General features: G+C 48.4%; 16 protein-coding genes. 9 read left to right on the top strand and 7 right to left on the bottom strand.

Annotated elements, in window-relative coordinates; translation table 11 throughout:
- Positions 1-57: 57 nt before the first annotated feature.
- Positions 58-1,020 carry a LysM peptidoglycan-binding domain-containing protein gene (locus tag KD145_RS12785; protein WP_212006259.1) on the top strand — a complete coding sequence of 321 codons (963 nt, stop codon included), beginning with the start codon at positions 58-60 and terminating at the stop codon, positions 1,018-1,020.
- Between the two features lie 72 nt (positions 1,021-1,092).
- Here the strand turns inward: KD145_RS12785 and fmt are convergent, their stop codons facing one another.
- Positions 1,093-2,019 (bottom strand): methionyl-tRNA formyltransferase, encoded by a 927-nt coding sequence (gene fmt, locus KD145_RS12780; protein ID WP_249219814.1) that lies wholly within the window; start codon positions 2,017-2,019, stop codon positions 1,093-1,095.
- 20 nt (positions 2,020-2,039) lie between these two features.
- Entirely contained in the window at positions 2,040-3,212 is a 1,173-nt protein-coding gene (locus tag KD145_RS12775) for an exo-beta-N-acetylmuramidase NamZ domain-containing protein (RefSeq protein WP_212006258.1), read from the bottom strand.
- Between the two features lie 101 nt (positions 3,213-3,313).
- Here KD145_RS12775 and KD145_RS12770 point away from each other — a divergent pair, with 101 nt between their 5' ends.
- Positions 3,314-3,742, top strand: coding sequence for a peptidylprolyl isomerase (locus KD145_RS12770; protein ID WP_113617519.1), 429 nt, complete (start codon positions 3,314-3,316; stop codon positions 3,740-3,742).
- An 82-nt stretch (positions 3,743-3,824) separates the two neighbouring features.
- On the opposite strand, the gene KD145_RS32280 is transcribed toward KD145_RS12770, so the two are convergent.
- A complete protein-coding gene (locus KD145_RS32280; protein WP_249219813.1) occupies positions 3,825-4,430 on the bottom strand; it encodes a cysteine-rich CWC family protein in 606 nt (201 codons plus the stop codon).
- A 28-nt stretch (positions 4,431-4,458) separates the two neighbouring features.
- Positions 4,459-6,747, bottom strand: coding sequence for a 5-methyltetrahydropteroyltriglutamate--homocysteine S-methyltransferase (metE, locus tag KD145_RS12755; protein WP_212006257.1), 2,289 nt, complete (start codon positions 6,745-6,747; stop codon positions 4,459-4,461).
- Positions 6,748-6,943: 196 nt separating this feature from the next.
- On the opposite strand from metE, the gene pepT reads away from it, so the two are divergent.
- The 3 genes from pepT to KD145_RS12740 all read left to right on the top strand — a co-directional run bounded on the left by pepT (position 6,944) and on the right by KD145_RS12740 (position 9,376).
- The gene (gene pepT / locus KD145_RS12750; RefSeq protein ID WP_212006256.1) at positions 6,944-8,191 is read left to right on the top strand and encodes a peptidase T; all 1,248 of its coding nucleotides are present in this window, start codon (positions 6,944-6,946) and stop codon (positions 8,189-8,191) included.
- Between the two features lie 61 nt (positions 8,192-8,252).
- Positions 8,253-8,969: a MotA/TolQ/ExbB proton channel family protein gene (locus KD145_RS12745; RefSeq protein WP_212006255.1), complete on the top strand. Its 717-nt coding sequence runs from the start codon at positions 8,253-8,255 to the stop codon at positions 8,967-8,969.
- Positions 8,970-8,980: 11 nt separating this feature from the next.
- Entirely contained in the window at positions 8,981-9,376 is a 396-nt protein-coding gene (locus KD145_RS12740; RefSeq protein WP_113617524.1) for a biopolymer transporter ExbD, read from the top strand.
- A gap of 72 nt (positions 9,377-9,448) precedes the next feature.
- On the opposite strand, the gene prmC is transcribed toward KD145_RS12740, so the two are convergent.
- A complete protein-coding gene (gene prmC / locus KD145_RS12735; RefSeq protein WP_212006254.1) occupies positions 9,449-10,306 on the bottom strand; it encodes a peptide chain release factor N(5)-glutamine methyltransferase in 858 nt (285 codons plus the stop codon).
- A 106-nt stretch (positions 10,307-10,412) separates the two neighbouring features.
- Between prmC and ribD the strand changes: the two genes are divergently transcribed.
- Together ribD and KD145_RS12725 are read left to right on the top strand one after the other, a co-directional pair.
- Positions 10,413-11,465: a bifunctional diaminohydroxyphosphoribosylaminopyrimidine deaminase/5-amino-6-(5-phosphoribosylamino)uracil reductase RibD gene (gene ribD / locus KD145_RS12730; RefSeq protein ID WP_212006253.1), complete on the top strand. Its 1,053-nt coding sequence runs from the start codon at positions 10,413-10,415 to the stop codon at positions 11,463-11,465.
- Positions 11,466-11,490: 25 nt separating this feature from the next.
- Positions 11,491-12,090 (top strand): YigZ family protein, encoded by a 600-nt coding sequence (locus KD145_RS12725; protein WP_212006252.1) that lies wholly within the window; start codon positions 11,491-11,493, stop codon positions 12,088-12,090.
- Positions 12,091-12,455: 365 nt separating this feature from the next.
- Here the strand turns inward: KD145_RS12725 and KD145_RS12720 are convergent, their stop codons facing one another.
- Positions 12,456-13,355 carry a 3-hydroxybutyryl-CoA dehydrogenase gene (locus KD145_RS12720; RefSeq protein WP_374223533.1) on the bottom strand — a complete coding sequence of 300 codons (900 nt, stop codon included), beginning with the start codon at positions 13,353-13,355 and terminating at the stop codon, positions 12,456-12,458.
- Positions 13,356-13,473: 118 nt separating this feature from the next.
- Positions 13,474-14,130 carry a carboxypeptidase-like regulatory domain-containing protein gene (locus KD145_RS12715; RefSeq protein WP_212006250.1) on the bottom strand — a complete coding sequence of 219 codons (657 nt, stop codon included), beginning with the start codon at positions 14,128-14,130 and terminating at the stop codon, positions 13,474-13,476.
- A gap of 125 nt (positions 14,131-14,255) precedes the next feature.
- On the opposite strand from KD145_RS12715, the gene KD145_RS12710 reads away from it, so the two are divergent.
- Together KD145_RS12710 and pyrF are read left to right on the top strand one after the other, a co-directional pair.
- Positions 14,256-15,353, top strand: a complete 1,098-nt coding sequence (locus tag KD145_RS12710) for an Mrp/NBP35 family ATP-binding protein (protein WP_249219812.1) — start codon at positions 14,256-14,258, stop codon at positions 15,351-15,353.
- Between the two features lie 268 nt (positions 15,354-15,621).
- A complete protein-coding gene (gene pyrF / locus KD145_RS12705; protein ID WP_212006249.1) occupies positions 15,622-16,443 on the top strand; it encodes an orotidine-5'-phosphate decarboxylase in 822 nt (273 codons plus the stop codon).
- The last annotated feature ends 21 nt before the right edge of the window (positions 16,444-16,464 follow it).

Below are 16,464 nucleotides of genomic sequence, written 5' to 3'. Positions count from 1 at the left end.
TTATCGCATATATTCGTTGCCCTAAAAAGGACGGTAATTCACATAAAAAGAGTTAGTATGGTAAAATCGATTCTATCAATTGCCTTGTTTGGTTTAAGTGCAGGAGTGGTAAAAGCGCAGGACACGCTGCAGGTACAGGGTACCTCACCGGCTCTTTATATCTCCCACATCGTTAAAAAGGGAGAAAACTTCTATAGCCTCAGCCGTGCTTATGGTGTGCCCCCAAAAGAAATTGCCGCCGCCAATAAGATAACAATGGAACAGGGATTGCAGCTTGGACACAACGTGCATATTCCACTCTCCGCTTCCAACTTCTCCCAGAAAGCGGATGCTGCAGGAACACCGGTATATCACAAGGTAACCGAGAAAGAAACGTTGTACCGTGTAAGTGTTAACTACAACAAAGTACCACTGGACAACATCCGTCAATGGAATAATTTCCAGGGTGATGGTCTGAAGAAAGACGGCTACGTTATCATTGGTTATCTGAAAACAGGCAACAGCCCTGCTCCTCAGCCCCGCACAGAAGTGGTGAAAAATGAACCTAAACAGGAAGCGCCTGCACCGGCACCGGTGGTAACAGAAGCTCCCCGCAAAGAAGTAAAGAAAGAAAAAGAAAAAGAACCGGAAGCCCGTCCTGTGACAGAGTCTCCTGAAACAGCGCCAGCCACTGCACCGGCTACCAAACCAGCACCTGTGGTGTCTAGTGCTGATTTCGAAAAACTGTACGATCAGCAAACCAACGGCGGTAAAAAAGTGGCCACTGAAAAAGGCCCTGGTACCTGGTTTAAGAGCAATGCAGTGGGTAAATACTATGCGCTGCACAACACCGCTGCCCGTGGGACTATCATCAAAGTTACCAACCCGCTCAACGGCAAAGCTATTTACGCCAAAGTGCTGGACGTGATTCCGCAGATGAAACCCAATGCAGGACTGATCGTCAAACTGAGTGATGGCGCCATGCAGGCATTAGGAATGACGGATGCGCGTTTCTATTGCGAACTGAGCTACGAGAATTAATCTACTGAAATAGTAAAAACAAAAAAGCGAAGATCACACTGATCTTCGCTTTTTTGTTTTTATCATCATGGGTTAAAACCGGTATCCTCTGAGAAAGGCGGTTATATCCATTCTTTTTTTCCCTTCGAGTTGTATTTCATCGAGGTAAAGATAACCATCGGGAGCAGCGATCCTGACATAGGTTTTTTGATCCGTATCGAATTCACCGGGTGCTATGGAAGGTTGTGCATGCTGTTTATGCGCCTTGTAAATTTTAAGGCTTTTATCCTGTAAGGTGGTCCAGGCAGCAGGATAGGGGCTCAGACCTCGTACCAGGTTGTATATCTTATCCAGTGGCTCCTGCCAGTTGATCATGCAGGTATCCTTGAATATTTTAGGTGCATGTTTAACGTCTTCAGCGGCGATGCTGGCCTGTGGTGTTTCTTTAGTTGTGCCGGCAGCGATGGCCTGTACTGTTTTAAGCAGCAGGCGGGCACCGGTTAGCATGAGTTCATCGTGCAGTTCGCCGGCGGTTTCATCTTCGCGTATAGTCACTGTATCATTGAAGAGTATATCACCGGTATCGATTTCATGTTGCAGTTTGAAGGTGGTTACACCGGACTCTTTTTCTCCGTTGATGATAGCCCAGTTGATCGGTGCGGCACCTCTGTAGTTGGGCAACAGGGAAGCATGCACGTTGATAGTGCCTTGCGGCGGCATGTTCCATACGATCTCGGGCAACATACGGAAGGCTACTACCACCTGCAGATCTGCTTTCAGTGCAGCCAGCTGCGCAATGAAATCCGGGTTCTTCAGTTTCTCCGGTTGCAACAGCGGCAGCCCTTTGCTGGCAGCATATTTTTTGACAGCGCTTTCCTGCAACTGTAATCCTCTGCCGGCGGGTTTGTCAGGCGCAGTGACTACCCCTACCACATTAAATCCGTTTTCAACAAGTATATCCAGTGACGCCACTGCAAAATCAGGCGTCCCCATAAAAACGATACGAAGCTGTTTGTTCATAGTACGCAAAAGTAAAGCAATTATTCCTCGTACAACAGGTATTTCGCTCTGATAGCTTTGAACTGCTGCAGTCCGGGTTCCCAGCTTTTACGGATGGCTGCTTCGGAAAGGCCGCTTTTGATCTGTTGTTGCAGCGTAGCATTACCGGCCAGTTTATTAAAGAAGTTACTAAAGAACTTATCTTTTTCGGGGTAGAGGGCATAGGCCTGCAGCAACCATTTGAGGGCGATTTTCCGGCCTTTTGCAGGTCTGGATTCCGGTGCATTGCTCAGATCGAAGCCATAGCAGTGCTGATCTTTCAGTGGTGGGTTTTTGGCACCAGGTACGCTGCGGGGCGTGAAAGAGAATCCTTTTTTTGGAAACAGCGGAGAGCCGAAGAGCTGGAAAGGTTTGCTGGTACCGCGGCCCAGGCTGACAGGTGTACCCTCAAAAAAGCAGAGAGAGGTATACAGGTTTACTGCAGCCATATTTGGTAAGTTGGGAGAGGGTGGTATCGGCAGCTGATAAAAAGTGTGGTGGGTATAGTCTTCGCAGGTGATAACTTTCAGCTGGCATTGTACACCTTTGCTGAGCCAGTGTTCACCGTTGAGCATTTGTGCATATTCTCCTACGGTCATACCATGAACGATGGGGATAGGCTGCATGCCTACAAAAGAGCGGAAGGCTGTATCCAGGATGGGACCATCTACATAGTCTCCATTGGGGTTGGGCCTGTCCAGTACCAGCAGCAGTTTGTTGTTTTCAGCTGCTGATTCCATCAGCTCCTGCAGGGAAGAGATGTAGGTATAGAAGCGGGCGCCTACGTCCTGTACATCGAAGATGAGGATGTCCACATCCTGCAGGTCGGAGGCAGTAGCTTTGCGGTGAGCGCCGTAGAGGGATACTACCGGCAGTCCTGTGTTGGGATCGGTACTGTTGCCTACTTTTTCGCCGGCATCAGCGTTGCCGCGGAACCCGTGTTCAGGGCTGAAGATTTTGGAGATGTGCACCTGCAGTTTCAGCAGAGTGTCTACAAGATGTGTCTGGCCGATAGTAGCGGTTTGGTTGACCAACAAGGCTACCCGTTTGTCTTTCAGCAGTGGAAGATATTTGCTGGTTTGCGCAGCTCCCGGTATTACGTGAGAGGCATACTGTGCCTGTGCAGCAGCAAACAGGCCACAGAAAAATGTACAGATGATCAATATACGGTTCATGCCGTTAAGATACGGTAAAACCTGTATGGGAGGCATAAAAAATGGTGAATACGAGCTGTTTTATTATCTTGCGCTTATTATTAACAATAAACAACTAAATTATGCAAGCTGTTAAAAACGGGGATACTGTGAAAGTGCACTACCAGGGCCGTTTAACCAACGGAACTATGTTTGATTCCTCAGAGGGCAGAGCACCCCTGGAATTCAAAGTAGGCGCACACATGGTAATCAAAGGTTTTGAGAATGGAGTGCTGGATATGAAGCCGGGTGAGAAAAAAACTATTCATATCCCTGTTGATCAGGCATATGGTCCCAAGAACGAAGAGATGATCATGGATTTTCCTAAAGCGAATATTCCTCCTGATCTGAATCCTGAAGTTGGTATGGAATTGCAGATGAGCAATCCTGAAGGCCAGGTTTTCCAGGTGAAAGTAGCAGCTATCGGTACTGATTTCATCACCCTCGATGCTAACCACCCACTGGCTGGCGAAGATCTGGTGTTTGATCTGGAACTGGTGGAAATCCTCTAAATATTTATAGATTTATGAATTTACGGATTTTTGGATTTAGGGTAAATTTCTAAATGAGAAAATCCGTAAATCAATAAATTTACTAAGCCGGTATCCTGATGGGGACCGGTTTTTTGTTTTCGTCTATTGCCACAAATGTAAAGGTCCCGCTGATCGCCTTCTCCCGGTGATCGAGGTACATCTGTTCTACAAACACGTCTACCTGCACTTTCAGGCTTGTATTACCCACATGTACTACTGTTCCTACCAGTTCGATGATAGTCCCGTGGGGGATAGGTTTTTTAAAATCGATTCTGTCTGATGATACAGTAACGGTACGCATTTTCGTAAAACGGGTGGCGGTGATAAAGGCCACTTCATCCATGAGATGCATGGCGGTGCCGCCGAAGAGCGTGTCGTAATGGTTTACGGTGTTGGGAAATACTGCTTTAAAGATCCTGGTAACGGATCGTTCTATCTGTTCTTCGTATGCCATAGCTTTTGTATGTTGAAGCGTGGGCTGTTGCAGCGCCGTCTTCATTTCGAGTAAACAGTCTGCACAGAGGCAACCCTGATATTGTTGGCCTATCTGAAACCTTTCTTCCGCGGTGAGTTGCACCCCGCTGCACTGGCAGTTGCGGATATTGCTCACCCGGCATTCAAAGGGCCGTTGACAGCGGGGGCAGGAAATGGTTTCATGTTTTTGCATGAAACAAATATACGGATTAGGCGATGAATCAAGCCAGCTCCTTCCTCACCTCGCGGGCAGCCTGCACCATGTTGCGCAGGGCCATTTCTGTTTCCGGCCATTTCCGGGTTTTCAGCCCGCAGTCAGGGTTTACCCACAGGTTGCGGACGGGTAATAACGTAGCTGCTTTATGCAGTAGTTTACTCATCTCTGTTACGCCGGGCACACGGGGAGAGTGGATATCATACACGCCGGGGCCGGTTTCATTCGGATAACGGAACTGTGCAAATGCTTCCAGTAGCTCCATCTGGGAGCGCGAAGTTTCCATGGTGATCACATCGGCATCCATCGCGGCAATGTGTGCGATGATATCGTTGAACTCTGCATAACACATGTGGGTATGTATCTGTGTGCTGTCCTGCACCTGGCTGACAGACAACCTGAAGGCGTTAACAGCCTGTTCGAGATAGATGCCCTGTTGTTTCTTGCGCAGTGGCAGCCCTTCCCGCAGCGCAGGCTCGTCTACCTGGATGATGGCGATGCCTGCGTTTTCGAGATCTTTTACCTCGTCACGGATGGCCAGTGCTATCTGGAAAGCTGTGTCCATGCGAGGTTGGTCATTTCTGACAAAAGACCATTGCAGGATGGTGACGGGGCCGGTGAGCATGCCTTTGACAGGTTTGTCGGTGAGGGACTGGGCATAACGGCTCCAGTCAACGGTCATAGGGTAAGGACGCCATACATCGCCATAGATCACAGGCGGCTTTACGCAGCGGGTACCGTAGCTCTGTACCCATCCGTTTTGTGTGAATACAAATCCTTCGAGCTGTTCGCCGAAATATTCCACCATATCGTTGCGCTCAAACTCTCCATGTACCAGTACGTCCAGTCCCAGGGCTTCCTGCCAGGTGATAGCTTCCCGGATAGCAGTGCTGATGTCGTGGTTGTATTGTTCCTGGGTGATATATCCTTTTTTGAGATTGGAGCGCAGTTGTCGTATTTCCACGGTTTGGGGGAAAGAGCCGATGGTGGTAGTAGGCAATAGTGGCAGCTGTAGCTTTTCCTGTTGAAGGGCCTGACGGGCGGCAAAGGACAGCGGGCGTGAGAAGTCAGCCTCTGTAATGGCAGCCAGTCTTGCTTTTACAGCCGGTACGTGGATGCCTGGCGCGGTACGGCGACTGTCCATCATCTGCTGGTTAATAGTCAGCAGCGCTTCGTCGCCGGACAGGATTTGCTTTAATGCGGCAACTTCTCCTACTTTCTGTTTTGCAAAAGCCATCCATTGACTGATAGCCGGGTCCAGGGAGGTTTCATCATCGAGATTGTAGGGTACGTGCAACAATGAGCAGGAAGTGCCCAGCATGACACGCTGTTCGCCGATGGCAGCTGTTGCGCGCCGGAGCAGCGCTATGGATATGGTATAATCATTTTTCCAGATGTTGCGGCCATCTACTACCCCCAGTGATAACTGCATATTGTCCGGTAATGCGGCCAGCACGTCATCGAGTTGCTCCGGAGCACGTACCAGATCGATGTGCAGGGCATCAACGGGCAGCTGTAGCGCCAGCTGGGTATTGTCTTCCAGGCCGCCGAAATAGGTGGTGAGCAGCAATTGCTGATGGGGGAGTGCCTGGCGGATGGCTGTGTAAGCCAGTTGGAAAAGCGCAGTGTCAGCGGGTTCCAGGTCGGTCACCAGAGAAGGTTCATCGAGCTGTATCCATTCGGCGCCGGCTTCGCGGAGGGCTGTCAGCAGTTCGATATAGGCCGGCAGCAGGCGGGAAAGCAGTGCCTGACGGGTAATGCCGGCAGATTTTATTTTGCCGCAGAGGATATAGGTGACAGGACCTATCAGCACAGGTTTGGTGCGGATACCCTGCTGAAGGGCTTCCTTAAACTCATGAATGCTCTTGCGACACTGCAGGCTATAGGTCTGGCAGTCATCAAATTCAGGTACCAGGTAATGGTAGTTGGTGTCAAACCATTTGGTCATTTCCAGTGCCGTCAGGTCAAATCCATTCTTCTGATAACCTCTGGCCATGGCAAAATACAGCTCCAGGCAATGTGGATTGGCAAAAGACCGTTGCAAATCCTGAAAGCGGGCAGGGATCACTCCGAGGGCCATGCTCATGTCGAGCATCTGATCATAAAAAGAAAAGTCGTTGGAAGGGATCAGGTCTATGCCCGCCTGATGGAGGGTTTCCCAGTGTTGTTTTCGTAGTTGCCTGGCCGTTAGCTCCAGTTTCTCCAGGGATATTTTTCCAGCCCAGTAGTTTTCGCAGGCTTTCTTCAGTTCTCGCTGGCTGCCGATTCGCGGGTAGCCTGGAATATTGGTAATCATATATAGGATGGTTTTTTGTTCCAGGCAAACCTATTATTATTGTATGTTTGTTCGATCAATATTGATAAATTTGGTTTTTTGTATTAAAAAATGTGTTTTCTGTAGAATATTTTACTTTGAATGATATTGTGAGCGATGGCAAAACAGAATATTCTACGGCAAAAGGGGACACGGGTTTTTTCCTTACGTTTGCAATATGTTTACAAATTATCAATACACCGTTGACACGCGTTTTATTCGTTACGCGCAGATAGATACACAATCAGATCCTCAGAGTACCAGCTTTCCGACCACAGAGAAGCAGAAAGACCTGTCCCGGTTGCTGGTAAAGGAATTACAGGAGATGGGCATCACAGATGCTGAGATGGACGAACATGGTTATGTATATGCTACCATCCCTGCCAATACAGACAAACAGGTACCTGTGATCTGTTTCTGTTCCCATGTGGACACTTCTTCAGATAGCAGTGGCACCGGTGTAAAACCTATTGTTCACCGCAATTATGATGGTGGAGACATTGTATTGCCTGACGATCAAACGGTGGTGATCAGCTCCCGTGAGCATCCTTATCTGGGCAGCAAAAAAGGAGATGATATCATTACAGCCAGCGGTACTACGCTGCTGGGTGCAGACGATAAAGCCGGCGTGGCAGAGATCATGGATGCGGCCAACTACCTCATGACCCATCCGGAAGTAAAACACGGTGCTATCCGCATCCTGTTTACCCCTGATGAAGAAGTAGGCCGTGGTGTGGAAAAAGCGGACATGAAAAAGCTGGCTGCACAGTTCGGATATACCATGGATGGTGGTGAGCTGGGCTCTCTGGAAGATGAGAATTTTTCCGCAGATGGTGCCAAGATCACTGTTTATGGTGTGAGTGCCCATCCTGGCGCTGCCAAAGGAAAACTGATCAGCGCGATTAAAATTGCCGGTGAGATCGTAGATGCTTTACCGAAAGACGGACTTTCTCCGGAGACAACCGAAGACAGGGAAGGATTTATACATCCCGTTCGTATAAGCGGTACCGTGGAAAAAACGGAGATCGACTTTATCATCCGTGATTTTGATACGTCCAGCCTTGAGGCACACGAAAGTTTCCTGCGCCGGGTGATGGACAAGGTATTGGATCGCCATCCCGGTGCCCGTGCCACTTTGAAGGTAACAGAACAATACCGCAATATGAAAGAGGTGCTGGATCAGCATCCTGAGGTAACGGCCTATGCAGCGGAAGCTATCCGCAGGGCCGGCGTACAGCCGCTGAAAATGAGTATCCGCGGCGGTACCGACGGTTCCCGCTTATCATTTATGGGTTTGCCCTGCCCAAATATTTTTACCGGTGAAATGGCGCTCCACAGCAAACATGAGTATGTAAGTATACAGGATATGCAAAAAGCTGTTCAAACAATTGTATATCTGGCACAGGTTTGGGAGGAGAAGGCTTGAAAATGAAATTACATTTCGTAATTATTTTACTATTTTAACCGTTAATAGAAGAAAATCCATCATGCTACTAGGGCTCATTACACTCTTACAGGATCCATTATTAACACCGAAGGCCGACACGGTGGCGCAGGGCATTAATGTCGCTGCCGCACCACAGCAACAGATGCACCTGATTGATATGCTTATGAAAGGGGGCGTGTTGATGATCCCGCTGGGTATCCTCTCCTTGGTTGCTGTATTTGTTTTTGTGGAACGGTATCTCACCATTGCCAAAGCAGGCCGTCTGGAAGATAATTTTATGCCGATGATCCGTGACCAGATCACTACCGGCAATATCCAGGGTGCACGTTCACTGGCAAAAAACACACAGGGCCCTATTGCCCGTATGATCGATAAAGGTATTCAGCGTCTCGGTAAACCGATCGACTCCATCGAAAAGTCCATGGAGAACGTTGGAAAACTGGAGATCTACCGGATGGAGAAAAATCTTGTTATCTTATCTATCATAGCCGGTATCGCGCCTATGTTCGGGTTTCTCGGTACTATCGCCGGGATGATCCAGACCTTCTTCAATATCTCCATTACTTCCGATATTACCCTGGGCACTATCGCTGGCGGTATCTATGTAAAGATGATCACTTCCGCTACAGGTCTGATCATTGGTATAGTGGCCTTCATCGGCTACAGCTTCCTGAATGCTCAGATAGATAAGGTTGTTAACAAGATGGAAGGTGCTGCTGCAGAATTTACCGATATCCTGCAGGAACCAACCCGATAAATCAACAGATAATGAATTTACGCAGGAGAAATAAGAAACATGTGGAAATGCACAACTCGGCATTGAACGATATCCTGTTCATTTTGCTGTTGTTCTTCCTGATTGTTTCCACACTGGCCAATCCCAACGTCATCAAACTGATGTTGCCGAAAGCCCAGAGTAATACCAAAGCCAAACAAACCGTGGTAGTTAGCATCAACGAAAAACATGAGTTTTTCGTGGGCACTACCAAAGTACCTTTCGAAGGTCTCAAACAGGCCCTGGCTCCGGCTATTGGCAATGAAAAAGTAGATCCTACCATCGTGATCAATGCAGAAAAGCTGGTGCCGATTGAAGAGGTGGTGAATGTGATGGAAGTCGCCAAACAACTGGGCGCGAAGGTAGTGCTGGCCACAGCAAAGAAATAGTCCGCATTATAAAAGGGAGGGAGCAAAGATTACGCTGTAGTCTTTGCTCCCTGCCTTTTATGTGATAGTATATTACTTCGTGAATGTTCCTTTCACCATGCGGTCTTTGCCAAACATGTCCTGTTTGAGCACCACGTCTGTAAATCCCTGTTCTTCCAGCAGGGCCACTACTTCTTTACCCAATGATTCATTGATTTCAAAATAAAGGGCGCCTCCGGTGTTCAGTTTGTGTTGTGCCAGCTGCGCGATATGCCGGTAAAACAGCAGCGCGTCGTTGTCGGGTACAAACAGCGCGAGAGAAGGTTCGAAGCCCCATACCTGTTGTTGCATGGTGACCTTTTCACTTTGTGTGATATAGGGCGGGTTGCTGACGATCACGTCAAATACAGGCAGGGTGTCGGTTTGCCGGGTATTCAGGGTGTCCATATGCCAGAAACTGACGTCCAGGCGTTGTGTGGCGGCATTGCTGCGTGCTACTGTCAGCGCATCTTCGCTGACATCTATACCAGAAACCACTGCGGCAGGAATGGATTTTTTCAGGGCCAGCGGGATACATCCGCTACCGGTGCCGATATCGAGCAGATGGGGGCGTGGTTTACCGGAAAGCTCCTGTACAATCCATTCCACCAGTTCTTCCGTTTCCGGCCGGGGTATCAGTACACTTTTATTGACCATCAGCTCCATACCATAAAACCAGCTGGTGCCGGTAACATATTGCACCGGTTCCAGGCGTAACAACGCTTCTATGGCTGTCTTCAGGCCGGTGTTCTGATCAGGTGTCAGCAGCTTTGTTTTATGGACCAGACGGTCCAGTTTATTCATGCCCGTGATATGTTCAAGTACGATATGGGCAATATTGGCCGCTTCGCGCTCGTCATATAAGTCACCTATGGCACCCGTGATATAGGTAAAGGCTGTTTGTATTGTCAAAATTGATAATTTAAGAAATGACCGAAAAATGCAAACCGGGGGTTGATTGGCATTTTCCGTTGGCTAAAACCGTAATTTTGGCAAAAATATTACTTAACAGGGTATCATGAATAGCACGGACCATGAAATTTTTATGCGGCGGTGCCTGGAGCTGGCAGCCATGGGCCGCGGTAATGCGGCTCCCAATCCGATGGTAGGCGCGGTGCTGGTGCATCAGGGCCGTATTATCGGCGAAGGTTACCATCAACAGTATGGTCAGGCTCATGCTGAAGTAAATTGTGTCAATAGTGTAGTGGAGGAAGACAAGCCGCTGATATCACGGGCTACCATGTATGTAAGCCTGGAACCTTGTGCCCATCACGGCAAAACACCTCCCTGTGCCGACCTGATCGTATCGCAGCAGATTCCTGAAGTAGTGATCGGTTGTGTAGACACCTTCTCGGCGGTAGCCGGAAAAGGGATCGAAAAGCTGGAAAAAGCCGGCATCAAAGTACATACCGGCGTGCTGGAAGCGGCCTGCAGGGCTATCAACAGCCGTTTCTTTACTTTTCATGAGCAACAGCGCCCTTATATAATTCTTAAATGGGCTCAGAGCTGCAATGGCTTTATGGCCGGCAGCGACGGCGCACCGGTACGGATCTCCAATGCCTGGAGCAACCGCCTGGTACACCGCTGGCGTAGCGAGGAGATGGCCATTCTGGTGGGCACCCGCACCGCTATGCTCGATAACCCCCGCCTCAATACCCGCCTGTGGCCTGGAAAAGATCCTGTACGCCTGGTGATAGACAGGACGCTGTCTGTTCCCCGTACCCATCATTTATGGGATGGCAGCATCCCTACCATCTTCCTGACCGCGGAAGAAAGCAGTCCCCATGGCCTTACACAGACCCTGCAGCTTGATTTTCAGCGCGAACTGCTGCCGCAGCTGATGGAAAGCCTTTACAGGCAACAGATACAGAGCGTACTCGTAGAAGGGGGGCCTTATGTATTACAGCGTTTCCTGGAAGCCGGTCTGTGGGACGAAGCCCGTATTATAACGGGAACGGTTACACTTCCCGATGGGCTGCCTGCACCAGCCATACCTCATGCGGTGCTGGATAACACAGTATACCTGGAAGGCGACCGCATCGATTTTTACCATCGCAGCGGAGATAAATAGTATTTGGTTTTTCTAAAATATTTTGATGGAGGTTTATTTTACAATTGATAAAACAGCTGTCGCTGAGTTTAAAGACAGGGGCAGCAAGTTTCTGGCTTATGTATTTCCTGTCAAAACTCCGGAGGCGGTGAAGGAATGCCTGCTGGAAGTAAAAAAGGAGCATCCGAAAGCTACCCACCATTGTTATGCTTACCGGCTGGGAACAGACGGATTACAGTTCAGGGCCAACGACGACGGAGAGCCTTCCGGTTCTGCCGGCAAGCCTATCCTGGGGCAGATAGACAGTAAACAACTGACGGATGTACTGATTGTGGTGGTGCGTTATTTCGGTGGCACACTGCTGGGCGTGCCGGGGCTGATCAACGCCTATAAGATGAGCGCCTCCATGGTATTACAACTGGTACCTGCCATCCAGAAAAACATAGAATCCAGGTATCATCTCAGCTTCGACTATACGATTATGAACGATGTCATGATCGTGGTAAAACAACTTAACTGTACAGTGCTTTCCCAGGAGCTGCAGCTCTTCTGTGCTATGGACATAGGCGTGCCCAAATCGAATGAGGAGTTGTGCCTGCTTCGTCTCCGCGACATTCACGGACTGGAGATAAAACCGATGAAGTAGCCTGTTTCCCGACCAGCTGAAATTCGGCGATCAGTTCAAAACAAATATCAGGAGACCGGGAAGGTCCGGGATTGTCCATTTTAAGGCATTCTCTCTTTAAAATCAGCAGCATAGCTACCACAACAGCCACGGTGATCAGAAAGATTTTATAACGCTTCAACATGGTAGTAGAGTTTCAGGGTGATACCGGAGAGTGATAAAGAATATGCCAGAAATAGAACCGCTGATAATGAAGAAGTTAGAATCTAATGGGGCGAAAAAATTGTTCGGAAGTGGAGCGAAGTGTTCATAATCGGACACTGTAACCCAAATAAAAATCAGAAGGCCCATTGCACTTTGCAATGGGCCTTCTGATTTTATGCTGATTAGCGGTTACTGTGCAAAGGGCTTACAACCAGTTCTTTACTTCCGGGTGTATATTGATAGAACCCTTCTCCACTTTTCACGCCGAGATAGCCGGCGGTGACCATATTGACGAGGAGAGGGCAGGGAGCGTATTTAGGATTACCGAATCCGTCGTGTAATACGTTGAGGATGGAAAGGCATACGTCGAGGCCGATGAAGTCTGCGAGTTGCAGAGGGCCCATAGGGTGTGCCATACCGAGTTTCATGACGGTATCGATTTCTGCTACGCCGGCTACACCTTCATAGAGGGAGTAGATCGCTTCGTTGATCATAGGCATAAGAATACGATTGGCGATGAAGCCTGGATAATCATTCACTACGCAGGGTACTTTGCCCAGTTTTTCGGAGAGGGCTACGATTTGTTCGGTGACATTTTTATCGGTAGCGTATCCGTTGATGATCTCTACCAGTTTCATGACGGGCACGGGATTCATGAAGTGCATGCCGATCACTTTGGCCGGCCGTTTGGTGGCAGCGGCAATTTTGGTAATGGAGATAGAGGAGGTGTTGGTAGCCAGGATGGCATCGGGATGCGCATGCTGGTCCAGCTCCTGGAATATTTTCAGTTTGAGGGCTACGTTTTCGGTGGCTGCTTCTACTACGAGGGAGGCTTCTTTCACACCGTCTGCCAGGGCAGTATGGGTGGTGATATTGGCCAGGGTTTGTGTTTTATCTGCTTCGGTGACAGTACCTTTGGCAATTTGTCTGTCGATGTTTTTAGAGATGGTCTGTAATGCTTTCTGGAGGGCTGTTTCTGAGACGTCTATCAGGTTTACGTTGAAGCCATTCTGAGCAAATACGTGTGCGATACCGTTACCCATGGTACCTGCGCCTATTACCGCTATTTTTTGCATGGAGATTATTTTGGTTCTGATAATAGGGCAATATAAACAATTACGATTTATGAATTTTATGATTTACGAATTTTAGCAAAGCTGTGAAATCACAAAATCTGTAAATCATAAAATCCATAAATGATTAGTAGTCGTCTTTTCGTTTGAAATCGCCTCTTTTCCAGGCCTGGATGAACTGTGCCCAGGCGAGGGGGTTGAAGATATTCTGTGGAGGTGGTTGCCCTGCATAATAGAGCGACTGCGCCTGTTTGTTGAGATAATGGTTTACGCCTTCCGCGCCATCAACGGGGGTGAAGCGTGACATGGCCCGTATGCGGGCATTTTCCGTGTTTTTACGGGCTATCTCGTAGGCATCGTCGGGGACGTCCATAGAGGCGAAAGCCCTTTCAAACTCCTGCCGGGAAAGGTAGGGTTTGATAATGGTGACGGGGAGGTAGGTGGTATCTTCCACCATTAGTTGTATCAGCGAGAAATTGTTACCTTTAAGGGAGGTCGGAATCTTATAATCCTTGCGTTTAAAGCCAACCGCACTGAAGGTGAGGGTATCACCTTTGAACACGACGATAGAAAAAACACCGGCGGTGTTGGAAATAGTACCTCTGCCTTGTCCTCTCACGATAATACTTACTGCCGGGATGGCTCTGAGGCTGTCAGCTGTCATGGTTACACCTGAAATCTGAATAACGCTGTCGCGGAAATCTGCAATCTGAGCTTTCAACAGGAAAGGTGATAACAGGAACGCAAGTATGAGTGACAGTATGTAGGATCTTTTGTGATGCATGCCGGCCTAAGATATAGAAATTTATTTTACTTGTTCCCTTACAATGGATGAACGCAAAGGAAGTTGTAAAATAACTTGCAATTGGGTTAACTTTGCAGGCAGGATTCAAATTTTAACAACAATTTATGATGACGAAAGAGCAGATTTTACAGGCCCTGAGCAACGTCGAAGAGCCCGATCTGGGGAAGGATCTGGTGACGTTGAACATGGTGAAAGATATAGAGATAGACGGTAATAAAGTGAAGTTTACGGTAGTGTTGACGACACCAGCCTGTCCTTTAAAAGATCTTATCAGAAATGCGTGTGTAAACGCTATTCACATGATGGTCAGCAAGGAAGCGGAAGTGGAAGTGGTGATGACGGCTAACGTAAGCTCCAGACGTAAAGATGGAGGAGCTGTATTGTCGAATGTGAAGAACATCATTGTGGTGGCTTCCGGCAAGGGAGGTGTGGGTAAGTCTACCGTGGCTGCCAACCTGGCCCTGGCCCTTGGCCGTGATGGTGCCCGTGTGGGTCTGATGGATGCCGATATTTACGGCCCGTCTGTACCTATCATGTTTGGCCTTCGCGGAGAAAGACCGTTGATGGTCAATGTAGAAGGCAAAGGCATGATAGAGCCTATGGAAAAATACGGTATCAAAGTGATGTCTATCGGTTTGCTGATTGACGAAAGAGATGCTGTAGTTTGGCGTGGACCAATGGCCAGTAGCGCTTTGAAACAGTTTGTTACAGATGTACACTGGGGCGAACTGGACTACCTGGTGATCGATATGCCTCCCGGAACCGGTGATATCCACCTGACGCTGGTGCAGACAGTACCCGTTACCGGCGCTGTGATCGTAACCACTCCACAGGATGTGGCCCTGGTAGATGCCAAAAAAGGTATCGCCATGTTCAGCGGTAAGCAGATCAATGTACCGATCCTCGGTCTGGTAGAAAATATGGCTTACTTCACGCCGGCAGAACTTCCGGAAAACAAATACTACATCTTCGGAAAAGAAGGTGGTAAAAAACTGGCAGAAGACCTGGAAATCCCCTTCCTGGGCCAGATTCCGCTGGTACAAAGCATCCGCGAAGGTGGCGATACCGGTGTACCGGCTATGGCCAGCGATGATAAAATCACCCGCAAAGCCTTCCTGGACGTGGCCGGCGCCGCTGCCAGAAGTATTGCTATGCGTAATGCCAATATAGCACCTACTAAAATCGTAGATATTATCGCCTGATCCGGAATGCCGGAAAACAGATATGCAGCGAAGACAATGTGGATGAAACCGCTTTGTCTTCGCTGTTTTTTTTTAGAAAAAGCAGTACTTTAATTTGAAATTCTTCATCCTTTTTTTCCTTACCTTTAATCGAGTCATCCTCCGTACAGATTGTCGGTAACCACAACAAATACATTACAATAGTTAGATCATAAGTAATCATAATATGTGTAAAACAGCTGCAATGCTTAAGTTTTGCTTAACTTTGCGCCCCAAATAAAAACCGACTATGAATCGACAGGAATTGGTGAATCTTATCAAGGAAAAACAATCTTATCTCTGTGTAGGATTGGACACTGACATACAAAAGATTCCGAAACACCTGCTGTCTCACGCAGATCCGGTGTTTGCCTTTAACAAGGCAATTATTGATGCTACCAAAGACCTTTGTGTAGCCTATAAAATTAATACTGCCTTTTACGAGAGTATGGGCATCCGTGGATGGGAAAGCCTGCAGCGTACGGTAGAATATATCCCTTCCGGTATTTTTACCATAGCTGACGCCAAACGAGGCGATATCGGCAATACCTCTACACAATACGCAAAAACTTTTTTTGATACGTATAAGTTTGATTCCGTTACGGTAGCACCTTATATGGGCAAAGACAGCGTGTTGCCATTCCTCCAGTTCCCGGAGAAATGGACCATCCTGCTGGGACTCACTTCCAATGAAGGCAGCCAGGATTTTCAGCTGCAGCAGGCAGGTGATGAGCTGTTGTATGAAAAAGTGATGAAAGCAGCGATGGAATGGGGTACTCCGGACAATCTCATGTTTGTAGTAGGAGCCACTCAATCAGCTCAGCTGGCGCATATCCGTAAAATGGTACCTAACCACTTCTTCCTGGTGCCAGGTGTAGGTGCACAAGGCGGCAGTCTGCAAGAGATCTCCACACATGCCATGAACAAGGATTGCGGACTGCTGGTAAATGCCAGCCGCGCTATCATTTATGCCGGTAACGGAGAAGATTTTGCTGTGGATGCCCGCAATGCGGCCCTGCAATACCAGCAGGAAATGGCCACTTATCTGAACCAGGCAGCTGTAAGCCTCTAAGCGCAGTTGCAGTTGGCGTTA

Origin of the sequence: Chitinophaga sp. HK235, from assembly GCF_018255755.1 — a bacterium.
GTDB lineage: Bacteria > Bacteroidota > Bacteroidia > Chitinophagales > Chitinophagaceae > Chitinophaga.
This window is presented reverse-complemented; position numbering and strand designations above follow the sequence as displayed.